General features: G+C 63.5%; 17 protein-coding genes, 1 tRNA gene and 1 other RNA gene. 10 read left to right on the top strand and 9 right to left on the bottom strand.

Features of this window, described 5'->3' with window-relative positions:
* Positions 1-247 precede the first annotated feature (247 nt).
* The gene (locus tag ACLI1T_RS00910; protein ID WP_411702798.1) at positions 248-1,606 is read left to right on the top strand and encodes a hypothetical protein; all 1,359 of its coding nucleotides are present in this window, start codon (positions 248-250) and stop codon (positions 1,604-1,606) included.
* A gap of 133 nt (positions 1,607-1,739) precedes the next feature.
* Here ACLI1T_RS00910 and ACLI1T_RS00905 read toward each other — a convergent pair whose 3' ends face one another.
* Together ACLI1T_RS00905 and ACLI1T_RS00900 are read right to left on the bottom strand one after the other, a co-directional pair.
* A complete protein-coding gene (locus ACLI1T_RS00905) occupies positions 1,740-2,771 on the bottom strand; it encodes an aspartate-semialdehyde dehydrogenase (RefSeq protein WP_349862130.1) in 1,032 nt (343 codons plus the stop codon).
* Between the two features lie 43 nt (positions 2,772-2,814).
* Positions 2,815-4,080 carry an aspartate kinase gene (locus ACLI1T_RS00900; protein WP_023016575.1) on the bottom strand — a complete coding sequence of 422 codons (1,266 nt, stop codon included), beginning with the start codon at positions 4,078-4,080 and terminating at the stop codon, positions 2,815-2,817.
* Positions 4,081-4,320: 240 nt separating this feature from the next.
* On the opposite strand from ACLI1T_RS00900, the gene ACLI1T_RS00895 reads away from it, so the two are divergent.
* Positions 4,321-5,163, top strand: a complete 843-nt coding sequence (locus tag ACLI1T_RS00895) for a DMT family transporter (RefSeq protein WP_411702797.1) — start codon at positions 4,321-4,323, stop codon at positions 5,161-5,163.
* On the opposite strand, the gene ACLI1T_RS00890 is transcribed toward ACLI1T_RS00895, so the two are convergent.
* Complete coding sequence (locus ACLI1T_RS00890) at positions 5,160-6,245, bottom strand: mannosyltransferase family protein (protein ID WP_411702796.1); 1,086 nt, start codon at positions 6,243-6,245, stop codon at positions 5,160-5,162. The genes ACLI1T_RS00895 and ACLI1T_RS00890 overlap by 4 nt on opposite strands.
* Before the next feature lie 234 nt (positions 6,246-6,479).
* Between ACLI1T_RS00890 and leuA the strand changes: the two genes are divergently transcribed.
* From leuA to ACLI1T_RS00860, 6 genes are all read left to right on the top strand, one after another.
* Complete coding sequence (leuA, locus tag ACLI1T_RS00885; protein WP_411702795.1) at positions 6,480-8,297, top strand: 2-isopropylmalate synthase; 1,818 nt, start codon at positions 6,480-6,482, stop codon at positions 8,295-8,297.
* A 34-nt stretch (positions 8,298-8,331) separates the two neighbouring features.
* Positions 8,332-9,114 (top strand): hypothetical protein, encoded by a 783-nt coding sequence (locus ACLI1T_RS00880; RefSeq protein ID WP_239268963.1) that lies wholly within the window; start codon positions 8,332-8,334, stop codon positions 9,112-9,114.
* A 423-nt stretch (positions 9,115-9,537) separates the two neighbouring features.
* A complete protein-coding gene (locus ACLI1T_RS00875; protein WP_411703274.1) occupies positions 9,538-10,650 on the top strand; it encodes an exonuclease domain-containing protein in 1,113 nt (370 codons plus the stop codon).
* Positions 10,651-10,677: 27 nt separating this feature from the next.
* On the top strand, positions 10,678-11,955 hold the full coding sequence (locus ACLI1T_RS00870; protein ID WP_411702794.1) for a MurT ligase domain-containing protein: 1,278 nt from the start codon (positions 10,678-10,680) through the stop codon (positions 11,953-11,955).
* Complete coding sequence (locus tag ACLI1T_RS00865; protein ID WP_411702793.1) at positions 11,948-12,721, top strand: type 1 glutamine amidotransferase; 774 nt, start codon at positions 11,948-11,950, stop codon at positions 12,719-12,721. Before ACLI1T_RS00870 ends, ACLI1T_RS00865 begins: the two co-directional genes overlap by 8 nt.
* A gap of 114 nt (positions 12,722-12,835) precedes the next feature.
* Complete coding sequence (locus ACLI1T_RS00860) at positions 12,836-13,918, top strand: HNH endonuclease signature motif containing protein (protein WP_411702792.1); 1,083 nt, start codon at positions 12,836-12,838, stop codon at positions 13,916-13,918.
* Positions 13,919-13,969: 51 nt separating this feature from the next.
* On the opposite strand, the gene ACLI1T_RS00855 is transcribed toward ACLI1T_RS00860, so the two are convergent.
* The 6 genes from ACLI1T_RS00855 to ffs all read right to left on the bottom strand — a co-directional run bounded on the left by ACLI1T_RS00855 (position 13,970) and on the right by ffs (position 19,744).
* Positions 13,970-14,626, bottom strand: coding sequence for a recombination mediator RecR (locus ACLI1T_RS00855; protein WP_023029977.1), 657 nt, complete (start codon positions 14,624-14,626; stop codon positions 13,970-13,972).
* Between the two features lie 71 nt (positions 14,627-14,697).
* Positions 14,698-15,063, bottom strand: a complete 366-nt coding sequence (locus ACLI1T_RS00850; RefSeq protein WP_023024999.1) for a YbaB/EbfC family nucleoid-associated protein — start codon at positions 15,061-15,063, stop codon at positions 14,698-14,700.
* Positions 15,064-15,130: 67 nt separating this feature from the next.
* Positions 15,131-17,746, bottom strand: coding sequence for a DNA polymerase III subunit gamma and tau (locus ACLI1T_RS00845; RefSeq protein ID WP_411702791.1), 2,616 nt, complete (start codon positions 17,744-17,746; stop codon positions 15,131-15,133).
* 18 nt (positions 17,747-17,764) lie between these two features.
* Entirely contained in the window at positions 17,765-18,358 is a 594-nt protein-coding gene (locus ACLI1T_RS00840) for a hypothetical protein (RefSeq protein ID WP_411702790.1), read from the bottom strand.
* On the bottom strand, positions 18,312-19,583 hold the full coding sequence (locus ACLI1T_RS00835; protein WP_411702789.1) for an aminotransferase class I/II-fold pyridoxal phosphate-dependent enzyme: 1,272 nt from the start codon (positions 19,581-19,583) through the stop codon (positions 18,312-18,314). The genes ACLI1T_RS00840 and ACLI1T_RS00835 overlap by 47 nt, the downstream gene beginning before the upstream one ends.
* Positions 19,584-19,647: 64 nt before the next feature.
* Positions 19,648-19,744, bottom strand: an RNA gene (ffs, locus tag ACLI1T_RS00830) — signal recognition particle sRNA small type.
* 209 nt (positions 19,745-19,953) lie between these two features.
* Here ffs and ACLI1T_RS00825 point away from each other — a divergent pair.
* Both ACLI1T_RS00825 and ACLI1T_RS00820 read left to right on the top strand, forming a co-directional pair.
* A tRNA-Ser gene (locus tag ACLI1T_RS00825) sits at positions 19,954-20,042 on the top strand.
* 129 nt (positions 20,043-20,171) lie between these two features.
* Entirely contained in the window at positions 20,172-21,713 is a 1,542-nt protein-coding gene (locus ACLI1T_RS00820; protein ID WP_411702788.1) for a molybdopterin-dependent oxidoreductase, read from the top strand.
* The last annotated feature ends 23 nt before the right edge of the window (positions 21,714-21,736 follow it).

Raw genomic sequence — 21,736 nt, 5'->3', positions numbered from 1 at the left:
TCGAGCGCTTGGACACATACTTTCGCCGCAATACTTATCAAAGTGCAGGTACTTAGGGCAGCGCAGCGGGCGCATGCGGCCTGAGGGCGGGGTAGAAAAATACTAAAGTGACACGATTTCAGCTGTGAAGTCACGGGTGAAATGTGATTCTATTAGATACACACACGTGATAAATCGACCGTCGATCCGGGCCCGCGCGTTCCCAAAGCCGGGCCCGGCGAGTGTGAGTAAGAGAGTTTCTCCCCTCATGATTAAACGCGCAATCGGAATCTCCATGGCGTTTATTGGCATCGTTGTGGGCGCAGGCTTTGCTTCGGGCCAAGAAGCCATGCAGTACTTCGTAGCTTTCGGCGAGTGGGGCCTGTGGGGCATCGCCCTCGCCGCCGCCCTCATGATGGTCACCGGCGTGTCCATCCTGCAGCTGGGCTCCTATTTCCAAGCGGTGGAACACACCGCTGTTTATAACAAGATCGCTTCACCAGTCACCGCCAAGATCTTGGACTGGTCCACGCTTATTACGCTGTTTTCCATCGGTTTCGTCATGTTCGCCGGTGGTGGCTCCAATATCAACCAGCAATTCCCCAGCATCCCTGTGTGGGTCGGCGGCACCGTCATGCTGATCCTCGTGCTGCTGGTGGGCCTTATGGACGTGGACCGCGTCACCCGCGTCATCGGTACCATCACCCCGTTCATCATCTTCTTCGTGGTGCTGGCCACCGGCTATACCATCCTTACAGCCGATGTGGACTTCGCGTCCCTAAACACGTGGGCCATCGATAATGTCAATACCTCGCTGCCAAACTGGTGGCTCTCCGCCCTGAACTACACCGGCCTGAACGTCATGACGGCCGTGTCCATGTCCATCGTCATCGGCGGTAACTTCCTGGATAACCGCGCCGTGGGCATCGGCGGCGTCATCGGTGGTTTCCTCTACCTCATCTTGTTGGCCCTGCTCGTCTTCGCCCTCTTCTTCGAGGCCAAGGACGTCAACGGCGAGGACATGCCGGTGCTGAAGCTGATTACCGGCATCCACCCGGTTCTCGGCGTCTTGATGACCTTCGTCATCTACGGCATGGTCTTTAACACGGCCATCGGTATGTTCTACGCGCTGGGCAAGCGCCTGACCCGCAATAACCCACAGCGCTTCTACCCCGTATATGCCGCATCCTGCATCATCGGCTTCATCCTGTCCTTCATCGGCTTCCAGTCCCTAGTCAGCAACGTCTACCCCATCCTGGGTTACCTCGGCCTGCTGATGATTGTCGTGATGGTTTATAACCGCATTAAAAACCGCGGCATGCTTGCCGATGAATCCGATCGCCGCATGCGCGCCCATGATCTCGTCGCCCGCAAGTTGGACCCGCGCCAGCGCTTTACCAAGAAGAATGAGCGCGAGCTGCGCATGCTAGCCGCAGCATCCAATATGGGTACGCAGGAGTTTATCGATCACATCGCCGAGGACATCCACGAGGAGCTCGAAGAGGACGATGAACTCGACTATGACCGTTCGGAGCCTGCGCCTTCCGTCACCTATGTCCAGCACACGAAGCCGGAAGTACCTTCCGTCGATAGTGACTTGGACTTTGGCAAGAAAGACGAAGGCTAAGGACTAAGCCTTAGCGAAGCAAAACGCAATTCGGCTCCTCCTTCCTGCAGTGGGAAGCGAGGAGCCGATTTTTCATATTGCAAAGCGCCGGGCAAGGCTTCACAGCTCTGCCCGGCGCGGTGGTGCCTTGCGGCTATACCAAGAGTTCTGCGATCTGGATGGTATTGAGCGCAGCGCCCTTGCGCAGGTTATCACCGGAGACAACAAGCACGAGTCCCTTATCGTCATCTACCGTCTGATCCTGGCGGATGCGCCCGACCAAGGAATCGTCCTTGCCGGCGGCGGCGAGAGGGGTGGGGACATCGGCAAGCGTCACGCCTGGGGCATCGCTCAGGAGCTCGGTGGCCTGCTCCGGGGTGATGGGCTTGGCGAACTCCGCGTGGATCGTCAGGGTGTGGCCGGTAAAGACAGGGATGCGCACGCAGGTGCCGGCGACCTTGAGGTCCGGCAGGCCGAGAATCTTGCGGGATTCATTGCGCAGCTTCTGCTCTTCGTTGGTCTCATTGCTGCCGTCATCGACGAGGTTGCCGGCAAAGGGCAGGGCGTTGTAGGCGATGGGCGCAACGAAGGGACCCAGGTCCTCATCATCGAGGGCAGAACCATCGTGGACCAGATCCACGTTGTGATCGCCCACGCTGTAGACCTGCGCGGCCAGCGTCTGCACGCCCGCCAGGCCGGAGCCGGATACTGCCTGGTAGGACGATACGTGCAGCTTGTTGAGGCCGGCGGCATCGTGCAGGACCTTCAGCACCGGCATGGCGGCCATGGTGGTGCAGTTCGGATTGGCGATAATGCCCTTCGGCGGGTTCTTCGCCTCCTCGGGGTTTACCTCAGTTACCACCAGAGGGACCTCTGGGTCCTTGCGGTAGGCCGAAGAATTATCCACCACGGTAGCGCCCGCGGCGGCGAAGACCGGGGCCCACTTCTCAGAGGTGGACCCGCCCGCGGAAAATACCGCGATATCGACATCGGCCACGGATTCTTCGGTGACCTCGGCCAAGTCCTCCACTTCGATCTGCTCGCCGCGGAATTCCAGCTCGGTTCCTGCGGAGCGGGCGGAGGCGAAAAAGCGCACCTTATCCGCCGGGAAATTGCGTTCTTCCAAAATGGAGCGCATCACGCGGCCGACCTGGCCGGTGGCGCCGACGACTGCAACGGTAGTCATTGTCTTCCCTTAATTGCTCTGAACTGCTCTGTAGTGCTCTGGTTTAGCGTCCGGTTCCAGCATAGACGGTGGCTTCTTCCTCGCCGCCGAGCTGGAATTTATCGTGCAGGGCGCGCGCCGCCTTCTCTAGGTCCGCCTCGCGCGTCAGCATGGAGATGCGGATTTCGGAGGTGGAAATAAGCTCCATATTCACTCCCACATCGCGCAGGGCCTCGGTAAAGTCCGCCGTCACGCCGGGGTGGGACTTCATGCCGGCGCCAACGAGGGAGACCTTGCCCACCTGGTCATCGTAAAGCACATTGGACCAGCCGCCCTCAGACTGCAGCTTGCTCAATAGCTCCATCGCGCGGGGGCCATCGGCGCGCGGGCAGGTGAAGGTGATGTCGGTGGTGCCGTCCTCCAAGGAGGAGACGTTTTGCAGCACCATATCGATATTGATCTCCGCATCGGCGATGACGCGGAAAAGCTTCGCGGCCTCGCCCGGGCGATCTGGGATGCCCAGCACGGTTACCTTCGCCTCGGATTTATCAGTTGCTACACCAGTAAGTACTGCTTCTTCCACGGGAATATCCTCCATCGAGCCGGTCACCAACGTGCCGGGGTCATTTGAATAAGACGAGCGAACTCGCAACGGAACATTGAAAGCGCGGGCGTATTCCACGCTGCGCAGGACCAGAATCTTGGATCCTACGGCGGCCATTTCCAGCATCTCTTCAAAAGAGAGCTTTTCTAGCTTTTGCGCATCCGGGACGATGCGCGGATCGGCGGTATAGACGCCATCGACATCGGAGTAGATTTCGCACACATCCGCCTTCAGCGCCGCAGCCAGGGCCACCGCGGTGGTATCGGACCCGCCGCGGCCCAGGGTGGTCACATCGCGCGAGTCCTTATTCACGCCCTGGAAACCGGCGACGATGCAGATCTGTCCATCCTCTAAGGCCTCGGTCAGGCGGCCGGGGGTGACGTCAACGATGCGCGCATTGCCGTGGCGCTCGGTCGTCAGCACGCCCGCCTGGGAGCCGGTAAAGGACTGGGCCTTCGCACCTAGGGACTCCACCGCCATGGCCACGAGCGCATTGGAGATGCGCTCGCCCGCTGTAAGGAGCATATCCATTTCGCGCTGCGGGGGAACAGGATTGACCTGCGCTGCAAGGTCAAGAAGCTCATCGGTGGTATCCCCCATAGCGGAGCACACCACGACGACATCATTGCCCTGCTTTTTAGTGGCCACAATCCGCTCCGCTACCGCGCGGATGCGATCTGCGGATTCGAGGGAGGAGCCGCCGTATTTTTGAACGATCAGGGCCACGGTGTGGTTGCCACCTTTCGTTTTAAAAGGCACTCCTGGGCGCAGGCGCGCCACAGAAATACCTGTCGGACACTAGTCAAATTCCTATGCTACCCCGCAAGGCGCTACACCTCATCATAATTCCGAAACAATACTTTTATTTTATTCACACCCACCCCCGTGCGCGCGCGAGGCGGCGGGGCGGGGGCGGCATCGCCAAGCAAAATGCATCTCCGGGACTTTTTTACTAGCGTTGAGCGGGTGTTAAGCAACTTCCTGGCCGTATTCTTCGCGCTCGCCTCCGCGCTTACGGTTGCTTGGGGCACGGTGGTTCGCCACCGCATCGCCCTTGAAGCAGACGATTCAGTCATGCGCTCCGCCATGACCAACCCACTGTGGTGGGTCGGCACCGGCGCGGCCATACTCGCCTATGGCCTCCAGGTCGTTGCCCTGGGCTTTGGTACTTTGCTGGTGGTCCAGCCCATTTTGGTGCTCTCGCTCATGTTTACCCTGCCGCTTTCGGCCTGGTATGCCAAGCGCCCCATGCCCGTGCACGAGACGTTCTGGTCCATTGCGCTCACGATTGCGGTCGGCGTGATGGTGGTCTACGGCCGCCCCGTTGCCGGTAATCCTCGGCCCGAGTGGAGCCAGTGGTGGCCCGCCCTGCTATTGGGCCTGGCCACCTTGGTCGCGTTGGGCGTGGCCGGCCATAAATTCCGCGAGCAGCGCCCGCTCGCCCTGGGCACCGCCTGCGGCGTCATCTACGGCTTCGTCGCCCTGCTATCCAAGGCCGTGGTCGATATCTTCACCCACGAGGGCCTGAGCGTCCTGGTGGGCAGCTGGCAGTTCTACGGCCTCATCGGCCTCGCCCTGACCGGCACCGTGGTGCAGCAATACTCCTTTAACGCCGGCCCGCTGGCGCAGTCGCTGCCCGCCATGACCATCTTCGAGCCCATCGTTGCCTTTGGCCTGGGCTATATGGTCTTGGGCGAAAAATTCCTCATCGATTCCACCGCCGGCTGGCTCGTCATGGTGGCAGCGCTCGGCGTCATGATTGCCGCGACCATCATTTTGTCCCGCAATCCAGTCAGCCAGCGCAATTAGATGGCCCACTCGAATACGGCCAGCATATAGGCCGAAAACCAGGCCCCGAAGAGCACCCAGGCGCCCACGCCTGCCGATGCCCCCTTCTTGCCCACCCACGGCACCAATACCACCGCTGCGGGCAGTAAGAGGCGGGGGCGGGAGTGCATGATGCCATCGGAAAGCAGCACATTGGCCATCAGCACCGCGGCAAAGAGCCAGGCCGGCAGCGGCAGGCGTCCCCAAGCCAACAGCAAGCAGATGGGGGCGGCGATAATCACCGCGGCGCTGAGCAGATACCCACCATTCGTGGCGCTAGACAGCGTCTCCGCTACCCAGGACACCGTCGCGCGGCCGCCGTCGAAACCGGAATTCCAGTGCTTTTCCTGCAGGCCAAAGTAGCCGCCGGCACCGGATAAATGGCGATTAGCCCACCAGATATAGCCAGCTAGGGGCAGCGCCGATACCGCCACGCTCAGCCAGGCCCACCAGGTGCGCCGCGCCCTGAAAAGCACCATGAGCGCGAAGACCACGATGAGATCCACCGCGGTGAGGCGGACGAAGGAGGCAAGGAAAATGAGCACCCCGGCCGCGATCCAGCGCTGATCGTGCAGCATCACCACCGCCCAGATCGCGAGCGCGCCGAAGAGCGCCTCCGTATAGGGCATGGCAAAAACGATGCTCATGGGCGCGCTGGTGGCCACCGTCGCGCCGAGCACCTGGCCGCGCGTGCCCAGCCCCACCTGCCGGGCCAGCGCCATAGCACCTGCCGCCAAGGCGATGGTGAAAAAGAGGTTGAGGACCATCGCCGTGCCCGCAACATCTGTCCCCAGCAGGTTACTGACCGCCCGCACCGCCAGTGGGAAGCCGGGAAAGAACGCGAGGGTGGTTTCATCGCCGTAGCCCGCGCGGGCGATGTCCACGTAGTAGTTGGCGTCCCATTTATTCAGCAGTCCCCACAGGGAATCGCCCTGCGCCGCGGCCATCGCCGCGAGCACGCTAAGGCGAATCGCCGTCCCCGCAACCGCCACGAGCACAGCATAAAACCAGCAGCGCAGCGCGGGCGCGGCTGCGGGGCGGCGGGTGGTAGGAACAGTAGGCACATCAGCATGGTACGCCACGGGCTCTGGCGTCCCGCTGAATGAAATATGTTGCCACGCAGTGAGATTCTCTGTAGTGTGACCGGTATGACATTGCGGAACGACCTACTCCTTATCTGCCGCGGCGGGATTTCGGCCTAAACCTACGGCCAGCGCCCCGTCGCGGAGTCTGGCAATCCTTAGCCCAGCTGGCCGTCGCACTTCCCGACACCAAACATATTAAGGACACCGCACACTATGTCTCCCAACGATTCCTTCATCAGCGCACCCCGCGAAATCACCACCCCTGCAGGCCCTCCCCGCGAGGGACAGCCCTCCTGGAATAAGCAACGCGGTTCCTCCATGCCGTTCGACCGCTACCAACCCTTCTCCGTCGAGGTCGAGAACATCGACCTGCCGGACCGCACGTGGCCGGGCAAGAAGATCACCCACGCCCCGCAGTGGTGCGCCGTGGACCTGCGCGATGGCAACCAGGCGCTGATCGATCCCATGAGCCCCGAGCGCAAGCACCGCATGTTCGACCTGCTGGTGCAGATGGGCTACAAGGAAATCGAGGTGGGCTTCCCGTCCGCCTCCCAGACGGACTTCAACTTCGTCCGCGAAATCATCGAGGGCGATAAGATTCCAGAGGACGTCACCATCCAGGTCCTCGTCCAGGCCCGCGAGCACCTGATCCGCCGCACCTTCGAGGCCTGCGCCGGCGCCAAGAACGTCATCGTGCACTTTTATAACTCCACCTCGAAGCTGCAGCGCCGCGTGGTCTTCCGCAAGGACAAACCGGCCATCAAGAAGCTGGCTACCGATGCCGCCGAGCTCATCAAATCCATTGCCGCCGACTACCCCGATACCAACTGGCGCTGGGAGTACTCCCCCGAGTCCTTTACCGGCACCGAGCTGGATTTCGCCCGCGAGGTCTGCGATGACGTGGTCGCCATCATGGATCCCAGCCCCGAGGACCCGATGATCATCAACCTGCCGTCCACGGTGGAGATGATTTCGCCGAATGTCTACGCCGATTCCATCGAGTGGATGGACCGCAACCTGGCCCGGCGCGATTCCATCTTGATTTCGCTGCACCCCCACAATGACCGCGGCGAGGGCGTTGCCGCAGCCGAGCTGGGCTATATGGCCGGCGCCGACCGCATCGAGGGCTGCCTGTTTGGCAATGGCGAGCGCACCGGCAACGTGGACCTAGTGACCTTGGGTCTGAACATGCTCACCCAGGGCGTTGACCCCCAGATCGACTTCACCGATCTGCCCAAGATCCGCGAAACCGTGGAGTACTGCAACCAGCTGCGCGTTCCGGAGCGCCACCCCTACGGCGGCGAACTGGTCTTTACCGCGTTCTCCGGCTCGCACCAGGACGCGATTAATAAGGGCTTGGACGCGCTGGCTGCAACGGTGCGCCCAGAGGCCAATTCCACCGACGTCAGCTGGGAAGAGCTGCGCGATGCCATCTGGGAGGTGCCTTACCTGCCCATCGACCCGAAGGACGTGGGCCGCGATTACCAGGCCGTTATCCGCGTCAATTCCCAGTCCGGCAAGGGCGGCGTTGCCTACATCATGAAGACCGACCACGGCATCAACATGCCCCGCGCCATGCAGGCAGAATTCTCCACCGTCGTGCAGGAAATCACCGATACCGAAGGCGGCGAGGTCAATTCCAAGAATATGTGGGACATCTTCGCCACCGAATTCCTGGACCGCACCACCCCGCTGCAGCTGGAATCGTTCGAAATCGACAATATTTCCGCCGAAGATACCGATGCCACCGTCACCGCCACCGTGACCTACAACGGCAAGGAATCCGAGGTCACCGGCACCGGCAATGGTCCCATCGCCGCCTACGCCAATGCGCTGGAGTCCTTGGGCATCGATTTCGATGTCATCGACTACTCCCAGCAATCGCGCTCGGCCGGCGATGATGCCGAGGCCGCCTGCTACATTGCCGCCGACGTCAACCAGAACAAGGTCTGGGGCGCGGGCATCGCCGCTTCCACGACCCGCGCCTCCATCAACGCGATTACCTCCGCAGTAAACCGCGCGTTGGCATAACGCGGGCGCGGCCGGGCATGGTAGAAGATCGACTATGCCTTCTTCTACCTACCTCATCCCCCACCGCGGCCTCGGCGCGGTGCAGACCTTGCCCATTCACGGCGCATCGGTGAAGGGCACGGAGGAATTTACCGTCACCCTGGCTCCCAGCCAGGAGGGCGGTTTAAGCGTGGAAGCACAGGGCCAGATCGGCACCATCAGCGCCGCGGACCGCGCGGAATACCCTGAGATCGACCTGCTTTTCCGCGCCGGTCTCACCCCGGCCGCCACGGCCCAGCCGCATGCCGATGGCCACGTCACCCTCCTGCTTCCCCGCCCCGGGCTCTGCCTGCCGGCGAATAATCCGCCCGGCGGGCCCTATACGATGCTGGGCTACGCCCCGCCCATCGATATCACCGATCTCCCCGCGGATCTCGATATCCCCGCCCAAGCCCGGATGCACGTGCTGGTCAACCTGGTGCCTTCTACCGACGCCGTCGATGTCTTCTTCGGCCCCACATTCCTCACCACCCTATCCCCGGGCCCCTCGCTGCCCCCGCTTGCCGATGCCCCCATCCTCGCCCACGCCTACCATGCCCCGCGCGGCAACGATCGCGTGCTGAGTATCTACGCCGGCGATCCGCGGCCCGCTTCCAACGAGGATTCCGTGGCCGTTGCCACCCCAACCACGCAGGCGGCGACCGAGACCTTCGAAACCAGCAGCTTTCGCGCCGTAACGGCTACCCCGGAACCCACGCGCCACACTGGGTGGTGGGTCACGGCCATAGCCGTGGTCGCCGTCGTGGCGCTGGTGACCGTACTCATCGTCGCGGTTTAGTTTCCACTAAACCGGATTAGGCACCGAAAAGGCACGGCGCGCCCTGTCCCGCCACAGGAATTCCGGGATACTAGACTAAGGTTGATGAATAACACACCTGGCCCCTCCCCACGGTCGCCGCAGGCTCCCTCGCCGGCGACTATGGCGTCCCAGCATGCGGCTAGGACCCACGCCCAGGCGTCCCCTCACTCCGCAGCCGACTCCGCCAATCCTGACGCCGACCCCGCGCAGCCGGGCCCGCGCCGGTCTCGGCCGCGCCGCGCCGTCCGCCCCTCCGGCGGGCCGGCGAAGCCGAAAACCCCGGCCGATACAGCCGCTTCGGCCGCTCCAAGCCCCACAGCATCCGAGGCCTCCGCATCCAGCGCGGACAGCGCGCCGCAAAAGCAGCCGGACAAAACCGAGACCGTCACCAAGCACCCCTACGTGGCCCTCACGCTGCAGACCACGGGCATCCACCCCTCGACCGGGCGCATCGTCACCATCGATGCGGTGGCCTTTGATAATGCCGGCGATATTGGCCAGCGCTTCCACGCCGTGCTCAAGCCGGATATCGACGCCGGCCCGCACCACCTCCACGGGCTGACCGTCGCGGATATCGAGCAGGCACCGGCCTTTAGCAGAGTCCTCAAGTCGCTGGATAAGCTTATCGATGGCCGCACCCTCGTCGTCCACGATATCCCCTATACCTGGGGCTTTATCGTCGCCGAGGCCCGCCGCGCGATGATGACCGCCGCCCGCCAAAACCGCGCGCGCAACCGCGGGCGCAATAAGGGCAAGCGGCGCCGCCAGAAGGTGGGCCACATGCCCGCGCCCGTGCGCATCATCGATACCTTGGCCACCTCGTATGCGCAGGGGGTGCGGTCGAATGATGTGCGGCTGAGGGGCGTCGCTAAGCAGAATGGCCTGGATGCCGATCCAAAGGCAACAGTGGAACGCGCCCGCCGCCCGGAGCAGGAGACCTCGCGGGAGGAGACGGAGCTGCTCATCCAGCTCTACCAGCACCAGCAGCGCGGCCCGGTGCGCAGCTATGCCCCGGACGAGGTCCGCGCCGACCGCTTTGGCCTGCAGCGCTCGCACGTGCGCGTCGATGCCGCCGAGGCCCCCGTGCAGCACCACAACCCCGGCAAATACGAGCCCGGCAAGGAGCTGCGCCGCGGCATGGAAATCGTCGTGGCCCCCGAAATCCTGGAGGACCCGGATACGATTATCTCCGCCCTCATGCGCGAGGAGCTGAACTATTCGGAAAAGCTCACCCGCGAGGCATCGCTTGTCGTGTGCAATGTCACCACGGATCTCGTGGGCAAGGCGATGCACGCCCAGCGCAAGGGTATCCCGCTGATGTCTGATGCCGCGTTTCTCGATGCCCTCACCCGCATCGAAGACCCCACTACCGCCCAGCCGCCGGCGCGGCGCCAGCCCCCGCAAAAGAGCGGCGGAAATAACCAGAGCAAGGGCCAGAAACGGCGGCGCAGGCGCGGCGGGCGCGGCCGGGGGCGGCGAAATTCTGGCGGCTCGGCGCCCAAGAACAACGCCTAACCCACTTCCCCGGCTACCCTAGGGGGCATGAGTTTTTCAGTCCCGGGTGCCTTGAAGAAGTTGCGCACCACCGCCGCGACATCCGCCGCGAAGCTGGCCACCACCGCTTCCCGCGCCACCGGCCGGGGCGCCGGCGGAATGATCGGCGGCCTTATCGCCAATGCCATTGACCCCTCCATCATGAGCGACTTGGGCGGCGGGCGCCCGGCCGTGCTGGTCACCGGCACCAACGGCAAGTCCACCACCACCCGCATGCTCGCCGCCGCGGTCCGCGCCGAGCACCACGTCGCCACCAACGACGGCGGCGATAACATGGACGCCGGCATCATCTCCGCGCTCATGGCGGGCAAGGACGCCTCGCACCTCGTCCTCGAGGTCGACGAGCTGCACGTGCCGCACGTCGCCGATAACCTCAACCCGCAGGCGCTCGTCCTGCTCAACCTCACCCGCGATCAGCTCGACCGCGTCGGCGAGATCAACAAGATCGAGCGCGCCCTCCGCGGCGCCGTGGAGGCCCACCCGGACATGCTGGTCATCGCCAATTGCGATGACGTGCTCATGACGTCGGTTGCCTATGACGCCAAGAACGTCATTTGGGTCTCCGCCGGCGCGGGCTGGCTCGGCGATTCCGTCACCTGCCCGCGCACCGGCGGCCACGTCGTGCGCACCGAGGATGACTGGTACGCAGTAAAGCCGCTTGCCGATGGCCGCGAGTTCCGCCGCCCGCAGCCGACATGGGGCATCGACAAGCATGGCGTCATTACCCCCACCGCAAAGCGCCCGCTGAACCTGGCGCTGCCGGGCCGCGCCAATCGCGGTAACGCCGCGCAAGCCATCGCTGCGGCCGTCGAGGGCTTTGGCGTGGACTTGGATCGCGCTATTGCCGCGGCCGAAAGCATCGATGACGTCGCCGGCCGGTATTCCACCATCCACTGGAAGGGCCGCGAGATTCGCCTGCTGCTGGCCAAGAACCCCGCCGGCTGGCAAGAGGCCCTGTCCATGGTGGACCGCAGCGCCGATGGGCTGGTCATCGCCACGAACGGGCAGGTTGCCGATGGCATCGACATGTCCTGGCTCTGGGACGTGAAATTCGAGGGCTTTAACGGGCTCAGCGTCAAGGCCGCCGGCGAGCGCGGCACCGACCTTGCCGTCCGCCTCGTGTACGCGGATATCACCCACGAGCTCATCCCGGACCCCGTGGACGCGCTCGCCGCCTGCCCTGAGGGCCGCATCGAGGTCCTTGCCAATTACACCGCCTTCCGCGATCTGAAAAAGGCCCTGTCCAAGGAGGCTAATAATGCTTAATATCGGCCTAGTGCTTCCCGATGTCCTCGGTACCTACGGCGATGACGGCAACGCCCTCGTGCTGCGCCAACGCGCCCGCATGCGCGGCCTCGACGCCGAAATTCACCCCATCCGGCTTGGCGAACCCGTGCCTGAGACGCTGGATATTTATACCATCGGCGGCGGCGAAGACACCGCGCAGATTCTTGCCGCGGAGCACCTCATTGCCGATGGCGGGCTAACCCGCGCCGCCACGGCCGGCCGCCCCATCTTGGCCATTTGCGCTGGCCTGCAGGTCCTCGGCGAGTCCTTCCGCGCCTCCGGCCGGGTTATCGATGGCGTCGGGCTTATCGATGCCACCACCGCCGGCATGCAAGACCGCGCCATCGGCGAGGTATCCTCCACCCCTACCGGCGCCGGCGTGACCGCAGATCTCACCGAGCCGCTCACCGGCTTCGAAAATCACTTGGGCGCGACCATCCTCGGCCCGTCCGCCCGCCCGCTGGGAACCCTGACGCGCGGCAATGGCAACGCCGACCAAGCCGCCACCGCAGACCTTGCCGATGGCTCCACCCAGCGCACCTACGAAGGCGCCGTGCAGGGCAGCGTCATCGCCACCTATATGCATGGCCCCGCCTTGGCCCGAAACCCGCAGCTCGCGGATCTGCTCCTCGCCCAAGCCATGGGCGTCTCGCTCGCGGATCTCGATCCGCTGGATATCCCCGCGGTCGACCGCCTGCGCACCGAGCGCTTCAACGCCGCCGAGCCACCGCGCTCCCAGCGCTAAACCTGTGGATAACTTCCCCAATTCGCGGCCCTCACAACCAAAAAGAGCCAAGTTATCCACAGGCCGGGCTCGGCCACCTTGTAGCTCCCAGGCCCCAACCCTAGGCTGCGGGGTATGACGTTATTGGAGCAGCTGGGGGACATCGCCAAGCGCGGCGTAGACCTGATTGAAGAGGCCTACGCCGCCGCTGACCTACCCCTGCCTGCGGACCAAGCGCGCGAGCTGCGCCGCACCGCCGAGGCTTTCCTCGCGCCCACCAGCCACTCGCGCTATCAACGCCGCGCCCTGGCCGCCGCACGGCGCAACGAGCACAGCCTGGACACGCTCGCGCTCATCGCGCGCCGCTCCCAGCGCGTGAAAAATCCCACCGAGCGCTGGCGCTTCCGCAAAACCCTGTGCGCTACGGCCGGGACCACGGCCGAAGTGTCCCGCGCCGCCACCCGCCTGCTGCGCGAAATCGCCCCGCCGCCCGAGCGCAAAGACGGCGGGCGCCGCATCCTGCACGGCGAGAAAACCACGCTGAGCTTTACCGGCCCCGCCGCTGAAATGGCCGATATCTGGGCCACCGCGAAGGGCGATCCCCTCGCCTGGCTCACCGGTTCCCGCGCCGTCGCGCCGGCCAGCGTAACCACCAATGTCATCATCGAGCTGCCGGATTACCTGAAAATCTTGCACGGCGAGGGCTCCGAAGTCCGCCTCGCCATGACCAACGGCGCCACCATCACCGGCGCCGACCTCATCCGCCGCACGCTCGCCGGCGCCGGCCTTTTCACCCTCATCCACCCCGAGGAAGGCCCCGTCAACCTCTACCGCGCCCGCCACGCCTCCGCCAAACAACGCCGCATGCTCGAGGCCGAAGGCGCGCGTTGCGCGTGGCCCGCTTGCCGACGCCCCGCCGCCGAATGCCAAGCCCACCACATCTTCGAATACGCCCGCGGTGGCCACACCCATCCGGCGAATATGTGCCTCTTGTGTCCGTACCACAATTCCATCAACGGCCTTCCGGGGCGCGGGCGGATGGCGCGCGTCAACGGGCGCATCGCCTGGCTGCCGCCGCATCCGCGCCACGCGAATCAACCAGCCGCCCCGCCGAATTCAGCGTCACCGCCGCACTCTGCCTCGCCGCCTGAGCCGAATGCGCCTCCCCCAGTCTTTACTGGCCGCGCGCCACGCGGGCCAACCGCCGCAGTACCCTAAACCCCAAGAAACTGAGCAGCTCGGCCTAATCCCGAACGGCACCGCGGACTTCTAAATGGTCAAGCGCCCCGAAAGCGCACGAGACAAGGTCAGCTCGTCCACGAACTCCAAATCGCCTCCGAGCGGCATGCCGGAGGCCAATCTGGTGATCTTTAAATCGGGAAAGTCCCGCAATAACCGCACCAGGTACGCCGCGGTGGCTTCACCCTCCGTATTCGGGTCGGTGGCGAGGATGACTTCGCGGATGGTGGGGGTGTCGTCGTAAAGCGGGGCCTCTGGCGTGGAATCCGCCAACTCCCTATCCGGCAGCACCCCGCCCAGGCGCTGGAGGAGCGTGGAAATATTCAAATCCTTCGGCCCAACATTGGCCAGCGGGTCCAGCGCACCGCCGAGGACGTGGTAGCGGCCCTCGTATTCACCCGTGCGCTCGATTACCTGGATGTCCTTCGGCTCCTCTACGACGCAAATGGTGGAGGCGTCGCGCTGCGAATTGATGCAAATCCGGCAGACGTCCTCGCGCGAAATATTGCAACAAATGCGGCAGAAAGTTACGCCGTCGCGCACCCCGCCTAAGGCATTTTGCAGGCGCTCGATATCCTCCGGTTCCATGTGCAACACATGAAACGCGATACGCTGCGCCGACTTCGGGCCGATGCCCGGCAGGCGCGAAAACTCATCAATGAGGTCCTGCAGAGGTCCTTCAAACACCACAACTCCCAAAATTACGTCAAGGCCGCGGCCCCACCACCGGGGCAACGGCCTTTTAGAATATCGCGCAGCTAGAAGCCGCCGAACATGTCATCCATCGACGGTCCACCCTGGCCGCCCATGCCCTGCGAGAGGGGACCAATCTTTTCCTGTGCCAACTTACCCGCAGCGGCGTGGGCATCCTTAAACGCGCCCATCACCAGGTCCTGCAGCGTATCGATGTCCTCAGGATCAACCACGGACTTATCAATCTGCAGGTCTACTAGCTCGGCGCCGCCGGTCATGGTTACCTTAACCAGGCCATTGCCCGCGCTCCCCTCAACGTTGGTGGCCAGGATTTCTTCCTGCGCCTTTTGCAGCTCGGCCTGCACCTGCGCTGCCTGCGCGATGAGGTCGTTCATGTCGTTTGGTTGTGGGGTGGAATCTTGTTCAGCCATAGTTTTCGTCCTTTCTCAATAAATCCACTGTAGCTTTGCTACCGCCCGAGTCTACCGTGCCACAGTCCTATACACGGCGTGCGCCTAGTTCCTTTTCCACGAGCTCTATCGCTATCTCGGTGGCGCTGCGATGGTCCATTTCGCCTGCGGACTGCGCGGCTTCGACCATGTCGCGTTCTTCGTCATCGCGCGTATAGGCCGGCGGTTCTTCCGGCGGCGGCTCGTCCGCGGGGCCCTCCGGCTCGGGCGGCAGCGGCACCCCGTTGCTAAATTGCGGCGTGCGCGCGAATTCTTCATCGCGTTGCTTCGCCACCTCGCTTGCCTTGGCAATGCGCGAGCGCCACCCGGGCTTACTCTCCGCCTCCTTGTCGTCGCTTGGCTCCCGCTCGGGCGCGTTGGGGTTCCATTCGGGTTTGGCCTGCGGGGCCCGCGGCGCATCGAACCCTGCGCTCTTAGGATCCGTGCCCACCACGCAGTTGACCTGAATATCGCGCTGGAATTCCTCCCGCAGCACGTCCACGATGACGGAATTATTCGCCGGCGCATTGATGCGTTCTGCCAGCGCACCGGTGGTATGCCCCAGCGTCAGCGTATTATCGCGGAATCCGAGCACGCGGGCTTCGGCAAGCATGATTTCGGCGACCTTATTACGCTTGCCGACGCTCCCCCTCAGCTCCACCCATTTCCTCTTCACCGCATCCACGAAGTCATCACCGCTTGCCGATTCCCCTTGCGCCTGCGGTTGTTCTGCCTGGGCTTGTTGCTGCCCCTCCGGCTGCCCTGGCGCCGCCGGCACCGGCTTCTCCAGCGGTTCCGCCTGGCCGTTGCCGCGGGCTGGCGCATTCTGTGGAATCTGCCGCTCCTGGCCCCATGGATCCGCGCCATCGTCAGTTTCTACGTCGCCGCCTGCCGCGGTAGCCGAAGCATCCTTTTCAGGCACATCGCTAGACTGCGAATCCGTGGACTGCTGCTCAGGCTGCCCAGACCAATCGGCTCTTTCTGGCTTCTCTACCTGGTCAGGCCGCCCAGCCTGTTGCTGCTGCCCCGACTGCGCATATTCCGCGCTCGGTTGCGCAGGCTGCGACGCAGATCGCTCCTGATTCTCAGCTGCTGCCGGCCCCGTTTGTGCCGGCTGTGCCGACTGCGCTGAACCCTCATGCTCGCCACGCGATTGCTGCGCAGTTGTCTCCGGTTGCTCAGGCCGAGACAATGGTGATGTCGATTGCGTCCCCTGTGCCTCGGTGCCCGCGGCCGCTTGATTCCGTTGTTGTCCAGGCGCCTCTGATGCAGTAGGGCCCGTGGCGGCCTGGTTTTGCTGGGCCTGGGACTTTGCGCGGCGCCGCGCGATGATGGCCGCCGCTGCCGACTGCGGGTCTTGGGCACCCGAAAAGGCTGGCCCGTTTCCCGCAGAGGGTGCCGCCTGGCCCGATTGTCCTGGCTGCCCTGCCTGCGCCAGTTGTGCCCCTTGGCCGGCCTGGTTGGGCTGGCCAGGCTGTGCGGATTGCGGGGCGCCACTGGGTTGGGCAGCCTGAGGCAACTGCCCCGGCTGGCTCGCCGCGCCGACAGCTGCACCCGGCGCCGCACCGGACGAGGTACCGATGAGCAGGTGCGCGCACATGATTTCGAGCAGCAGGCGCGGCGAGGTGGCCCCGGTCAGATCGCTGATGCGGTCATTGACGGTGGAGGCAAGGTAGGTCAGCTGCGGGCCGGAAAAACGCTGCGCTTGGGAGGTGAGCACCTCGGCGCGGTCGGTGGGCGCGGAAACCAGGCCGGCATCGATGGCCCCCGGCACTGCCTGCAGGATCATCAGGTCGCGCAATCGGTCGAGCAAATCCACCGCAAACCGGCGCGGGTCGTGGCCGGCCTCGATGACGTTGTCGATCTGCGCAAAAAGACCGGCCTTGTCGTTCTCGGCGAGGGTGGCGATGGTGTCATCGAGAAGCGTGACGTCCGTAACGCCCAGCAGCGGGCGCGCGAGGTCATAGGTCAGACCATTGGGACCCGCGCCGGCCAAAAGCTGGTCCAGCAGCGACAAGGTATCGCGCGGGGAACCGCCGCCTGCCTCGATAACCATGGGATAGACGGCGTCTTCGACCTGCACGCCCTCGGAAGCCACGGTCCTTTGCAGCAGCCCCTTCATCGCGGGCGGAGTAAGCAGGCGGAAGGGATAGTGGTGCGTCCGGGAGCGAATGGTGCCGATGATCTTTTCCGGCTCCGTCGTCGCAAAGATGAAAATCACGTGCTCCGGCGGCTCCTCAACCACCTTGAGCAACGCATTGGCGCCGGACGGGGAAATCATGTGCGCCTCGTCGATGATGAAAATGCGATAGCGCGATTCCGCCGGCGCATAGTAGGCGCGGTCGCGCAGCTCGCGCATGTCCTCCACACCATTGTGCGAGGCGGCGTCGAGCTCCGTCACGTCCAGGTTGCCCGGACCGCCGGGCGCGAGCGACACGCAGGAATCGCACTTGCCGCACGGCGTCGAGGTGGGCCCGTGCTCGCAGTTGAGCGAGCGGGCCATAATCCGCGCCGAAGACGTCTTACCGCAGCCGCGCGGGCCGGAAAAGAGGTAGGCGTGGTTGATGCGCCCCGCGTCGAGGGCGGCAGATAGCGGCGTGGTGACCTGCTCTTGCCCCACGACCTCGGCAAACGTTGCTGGACGGTATTTCCGGTATAAAGCCACGGTTAGCCAGTTTACCGGCTAACCCTCGCGCGACCAGTCCAGCAGGTCAATGCCCTGCTCGGCCACGGCCTCCTGCAGCTTGCCGACGCCCTCTTCCACCCCAAACGCATATTCCGCATCCGTCAGCATGACCAGCTGCAGCACGAGCGTCAGGCGGTTCTCCTCGCGGTATTGCGGCGTCTGCCCGCCCCAGAGGTACGGGGCGATGAGCAGCCCGTGGTGCACGGTCTGCTCGCCGGGGAGATCCAAAAGCGACGGCAGCAAGACGCCGGGTTGCGCGGGCAAAAGGCCGCCCGCCTTCTCCAGCTTCGCGGCCGCGGCCCCCACGGCGGCGGCGACTTCGGGCTGGCCCACGCGCGCCACAGTGACGAGTTCGCAGCGCACATCCAGGCCTTCGGCATCGCTGCGCAGGCCGGTATCGACGTCGTTGAAGGTGGTGGTGAGGGCGAGGGATTGGGCATCGGCAAGCGTGGCTAAACCCAGCCTGCGCCCGTCGACGTACCGGAACTCCAGCGGAGCCGGGATGACCTCGCTGAGCCACACGGCGGCTTCGTCGGCGTTGATTTTAGCCCTCCGCCTTTTCGATGGCCGCCAGGAGCACGCAGGTGGCAACGCCGTCGATGGCTTCCTCGATTTCCTCCTGCGGCGGCAGCGATACCGCAAGGCGGATATTGCGGTCGTTCTCATCGCGGCCGTGTGGGTAGGCCGCGCCCGCCTTGGTGAGTACGATGCCTGCGTCCTTGGCCAACTCCCACACGCGGGTGGCGGTGCCGTCGACGACGTCCATGGAAATGAAGTAGCCGCCCGCTGGGTCGGTCCATTCCGCGACGCCGTACTCGCCCAGGCGCTCATCCAGGATGCGGCGTGCGGCGGCGAACTTCGGCGCCAGCAGCTCGGCGTGGCGGCGCATCAGCTCGCGCACGCCGTCCGCGGAGCCGAAGAACTCGGCGTGGGCGAACTGGTTAATCTTGTTCGGCCCAATGCCGCGGATGCCCGCGTTCGCCAGATACCAGTCGAGGTTGTCTGCCGAAGATCCGAAAAAGCTCACGCCAGAGCCCGCAAAGGTGACCTTGGAGCTGGAGGACATGGCCCAGAAGCGGTTGGGGTTCCCGCCCTGCTTGGCGATGTCCAGAACCGGCAAGATTTCCGGGAACTCGTCTGTCAGCGTGTGCACGGCATAGGCGTTATCCCACACGATGCGGAAATCCGGCGCCGCGGTATCCATTTCTGCCAGGCGGCGGGTCTTGTCCTCCGAAATGAGCACGCCGGTGGGGTTGGAGAACATGGGGATAATCCACATGCCCTTGACCTGTGGGTCTTGGGCGAGCTTTGCGATGGCCTCAACATCTGGGCCGTCGTCTTCCATCGGCACCGTCACCAGCTCAAAGCCGAAGAGCTCCGTGATGGCAAAGTGCCGGTCATAGCCGGGAACCGGGCAGATCCACTTGACGGTTTCTTCCTCGCTCCACGGGCGCGGCGAATCATTGGTGCCGAAGGTATAGGCCCAAGAAATCAGGTCGAACATGATGTTGAGCGAGGAGCTATCGCCTGCCAGCAAGAGCTCTGGGTCAATATTGATTAACTCGCCCCACAGCTCACGCAGCTTCTTCACGCCCTTCAGGTTGCCGTAGTTGCGCAGGTCAGCGCCTTCAGAATCGGTGTAGTTTCCCTCACCCGGCAGCGACAACAGCGCATTGGAGAGATCGAGCTGCGCCTTCGAAGGCTTGCCACGGGTCAAATCCAGCTTGAGACCCTTTGCCTTCAGTCCCGCATATTCTTCGCGGACTTTCGCGGCAAGTTCTGCCAAAGCGGACGATTCCAGAGTGAGAAGCGACATTAGTATGTCTTACCTTCCATAGTGTGGTGCGACGTTTAGCCACCAATACTAACGCACCCTGCACAAAAAAGGGACCCCGCGCACCCGTCAGAGCCTCCTGACCCTTGCTGCATTCCTGCCCTGGGGGAGTTCAGAGGATGGACGCCACGCGGAATCCTGTCTTTACCTTAACGCCCACGGCCCGCATAAGCCAAATACACCGCCGCCCGACATCGCTTGGGGCGAGGCGGAAGGCTGTGGGGGAATCGGCAAGCGGCAGCAGTTCGGTGAGCGCCGGGTCCTGCCCTACCGAAACCCAATAATTGCCCAAAAATCGGTACTGACCAGGCGATTGGCATTCTAATTGCCACGGCTGCTAATGTTTCTTCTCGGAGGATTCGACTAGCGGCCTATGTCACACGCCTGGAACGCGTGCGGGGTTCACGCCCCTCGTGGGTTCAAATCCCACATCCTCCGCCACTGGAAATCCCGGCTCGAAAGGGTCGGGATTTCCGCATATCTACAGCCTGCTTGTTTAATCCGTGAAAACCCGTCAAAATAGAGATAGCCCCCTTTTCCCCATAAACTATCTCACTAGGACCCTCCCCCATGGACTATGTCTTGGCTCTCGGCGAAAACCCCGATTTTCCTTTGTGGCTTCGCGCGACACACCTCATCAACTTTGTACTCATCGGCATGCTCTTGCGCTCCGGGCTGGAAATGCTTTCTTCCATGCCGCGCCTGTGGTGGCGCAATGACTGCGCGCCTGGCACCGAATGGCTGCGTTTTACCAAGCGCAAGCTGCCCAAGGAAGAGGGCGTATATACCTCTTTGATGGACGAGCTTTCGTGGTCACCGGTCGTGGCGCTGCCGGGCCGCGAAAACATTGGCCTGGGCCGCCACTGGCACGGCCTTTCGGTCATGTTGTGGGTCCTCAATGGCCTGGTGTACGTCGTGCTGCTCTTTGCCACCGGCCTGTGGCAGCGCCTCATCCCCACCTCCTGGGACATCATCCCGGAGGCGTGGGATACCTTCAAGGTCTATATCAGCCTCAGCGCGCCCGGCATCGAGCACTTCACGCCCTACGATGCCCTCCAGCAGCTTGCCTACGCCTTCGTCATCTTCATCGTCGCGCCCTTCATGATGGTGACCGGTCTGGGCATGTCGCCGGCCATCCGCGTGCGCTTCCCGTGGTTCGTGAAGATGTTGGGCGGGCACCAGGGCGCGCGGTCGCTGCACTTTATCGGCATGGTCTTAATGTCCGCGTTCATCCTGGTCCACGTGGTGCTGGTCTTCTTCGTGCACCGCGAGCACAACATGGTCCACATCGTCTTCGGTGACGTCTCCACCGAGCGCTATATGCAGGCCTTTACCACCGTGGTCATCACCATCGTGGCGGTCATCATTTTCTGGATTGCCCTGTCCTATTGGACCTTGGCGGATCGCGCCCGGGCGCATAACTTCTTGGTCTCGTTCACCGAAATCGGCCGCAAGCTTTCGCTGAATCACTTCCACCCGCGCAAGCCCAAGGAAACTAAGGACTCGCCGCTTCCCATTTCCTCCTTCCACTGGACCAACGGCCTGCCGCCGACGGAGAAGGAGTCCCCGGAGTGGACCGAGTACAAGCGCAATGGCTGGCAGGATTACGCCATTACCGTGGCTGATGATGTCAACGGCACCGAAAAGACCGTCACCCTTGAGCAGTTGCGGGAGCTGCCGCAGACGTCCTACATCGCCACGCATACCTGCATGCAGGGGTGGTCGGCGACCTCGAAATGGGGAGGGCCCAAGCTCGCCGATGTCCTCGAGCTACTCTGCCCCCGCCCCGAAGGCGCCAACTACGTGCTCATCGAGTCCTATGGCTTGGCGCAAAAGATGTACGATAACCGCCCGCGCGAGCCTTTCTACGCGGCCTTCGATGTCGAGACCGCCATGGAGGATCAGTCCATTTTGGCAATCTCGCGCAATGACCAGGACATCGATCTGCACTTGGGTGCCCCAGTGCGCGCCCGCGTGGAGTCGAACCACGGGTATAAGGCCGTGAAGTGGGTATCGCGGATTGCCTGGATTGGTGACTACGCCGACTACGGTGATGGCCGCGGCGGCACCCGCGAGGATTCCGCGCTCCAGGCCTTCAACGGCCGCATCTAACACCGAAGGATTAGAATCTGTTT

The sequence above is a fragment of the Corynebacterium tuingiense genome (genome assembly GCF_046718165.1).
In the GTDB taxonomy this organism is placed as follows: domain Bacteria; phylum Actinomycetota; class Actinomycetes; order Mycobacteriales; family Mycobacteriaceae; genus Corynebacterium.
This window is presented reverse-complemented; position numbering and strand designations above follow the sequence as displayed.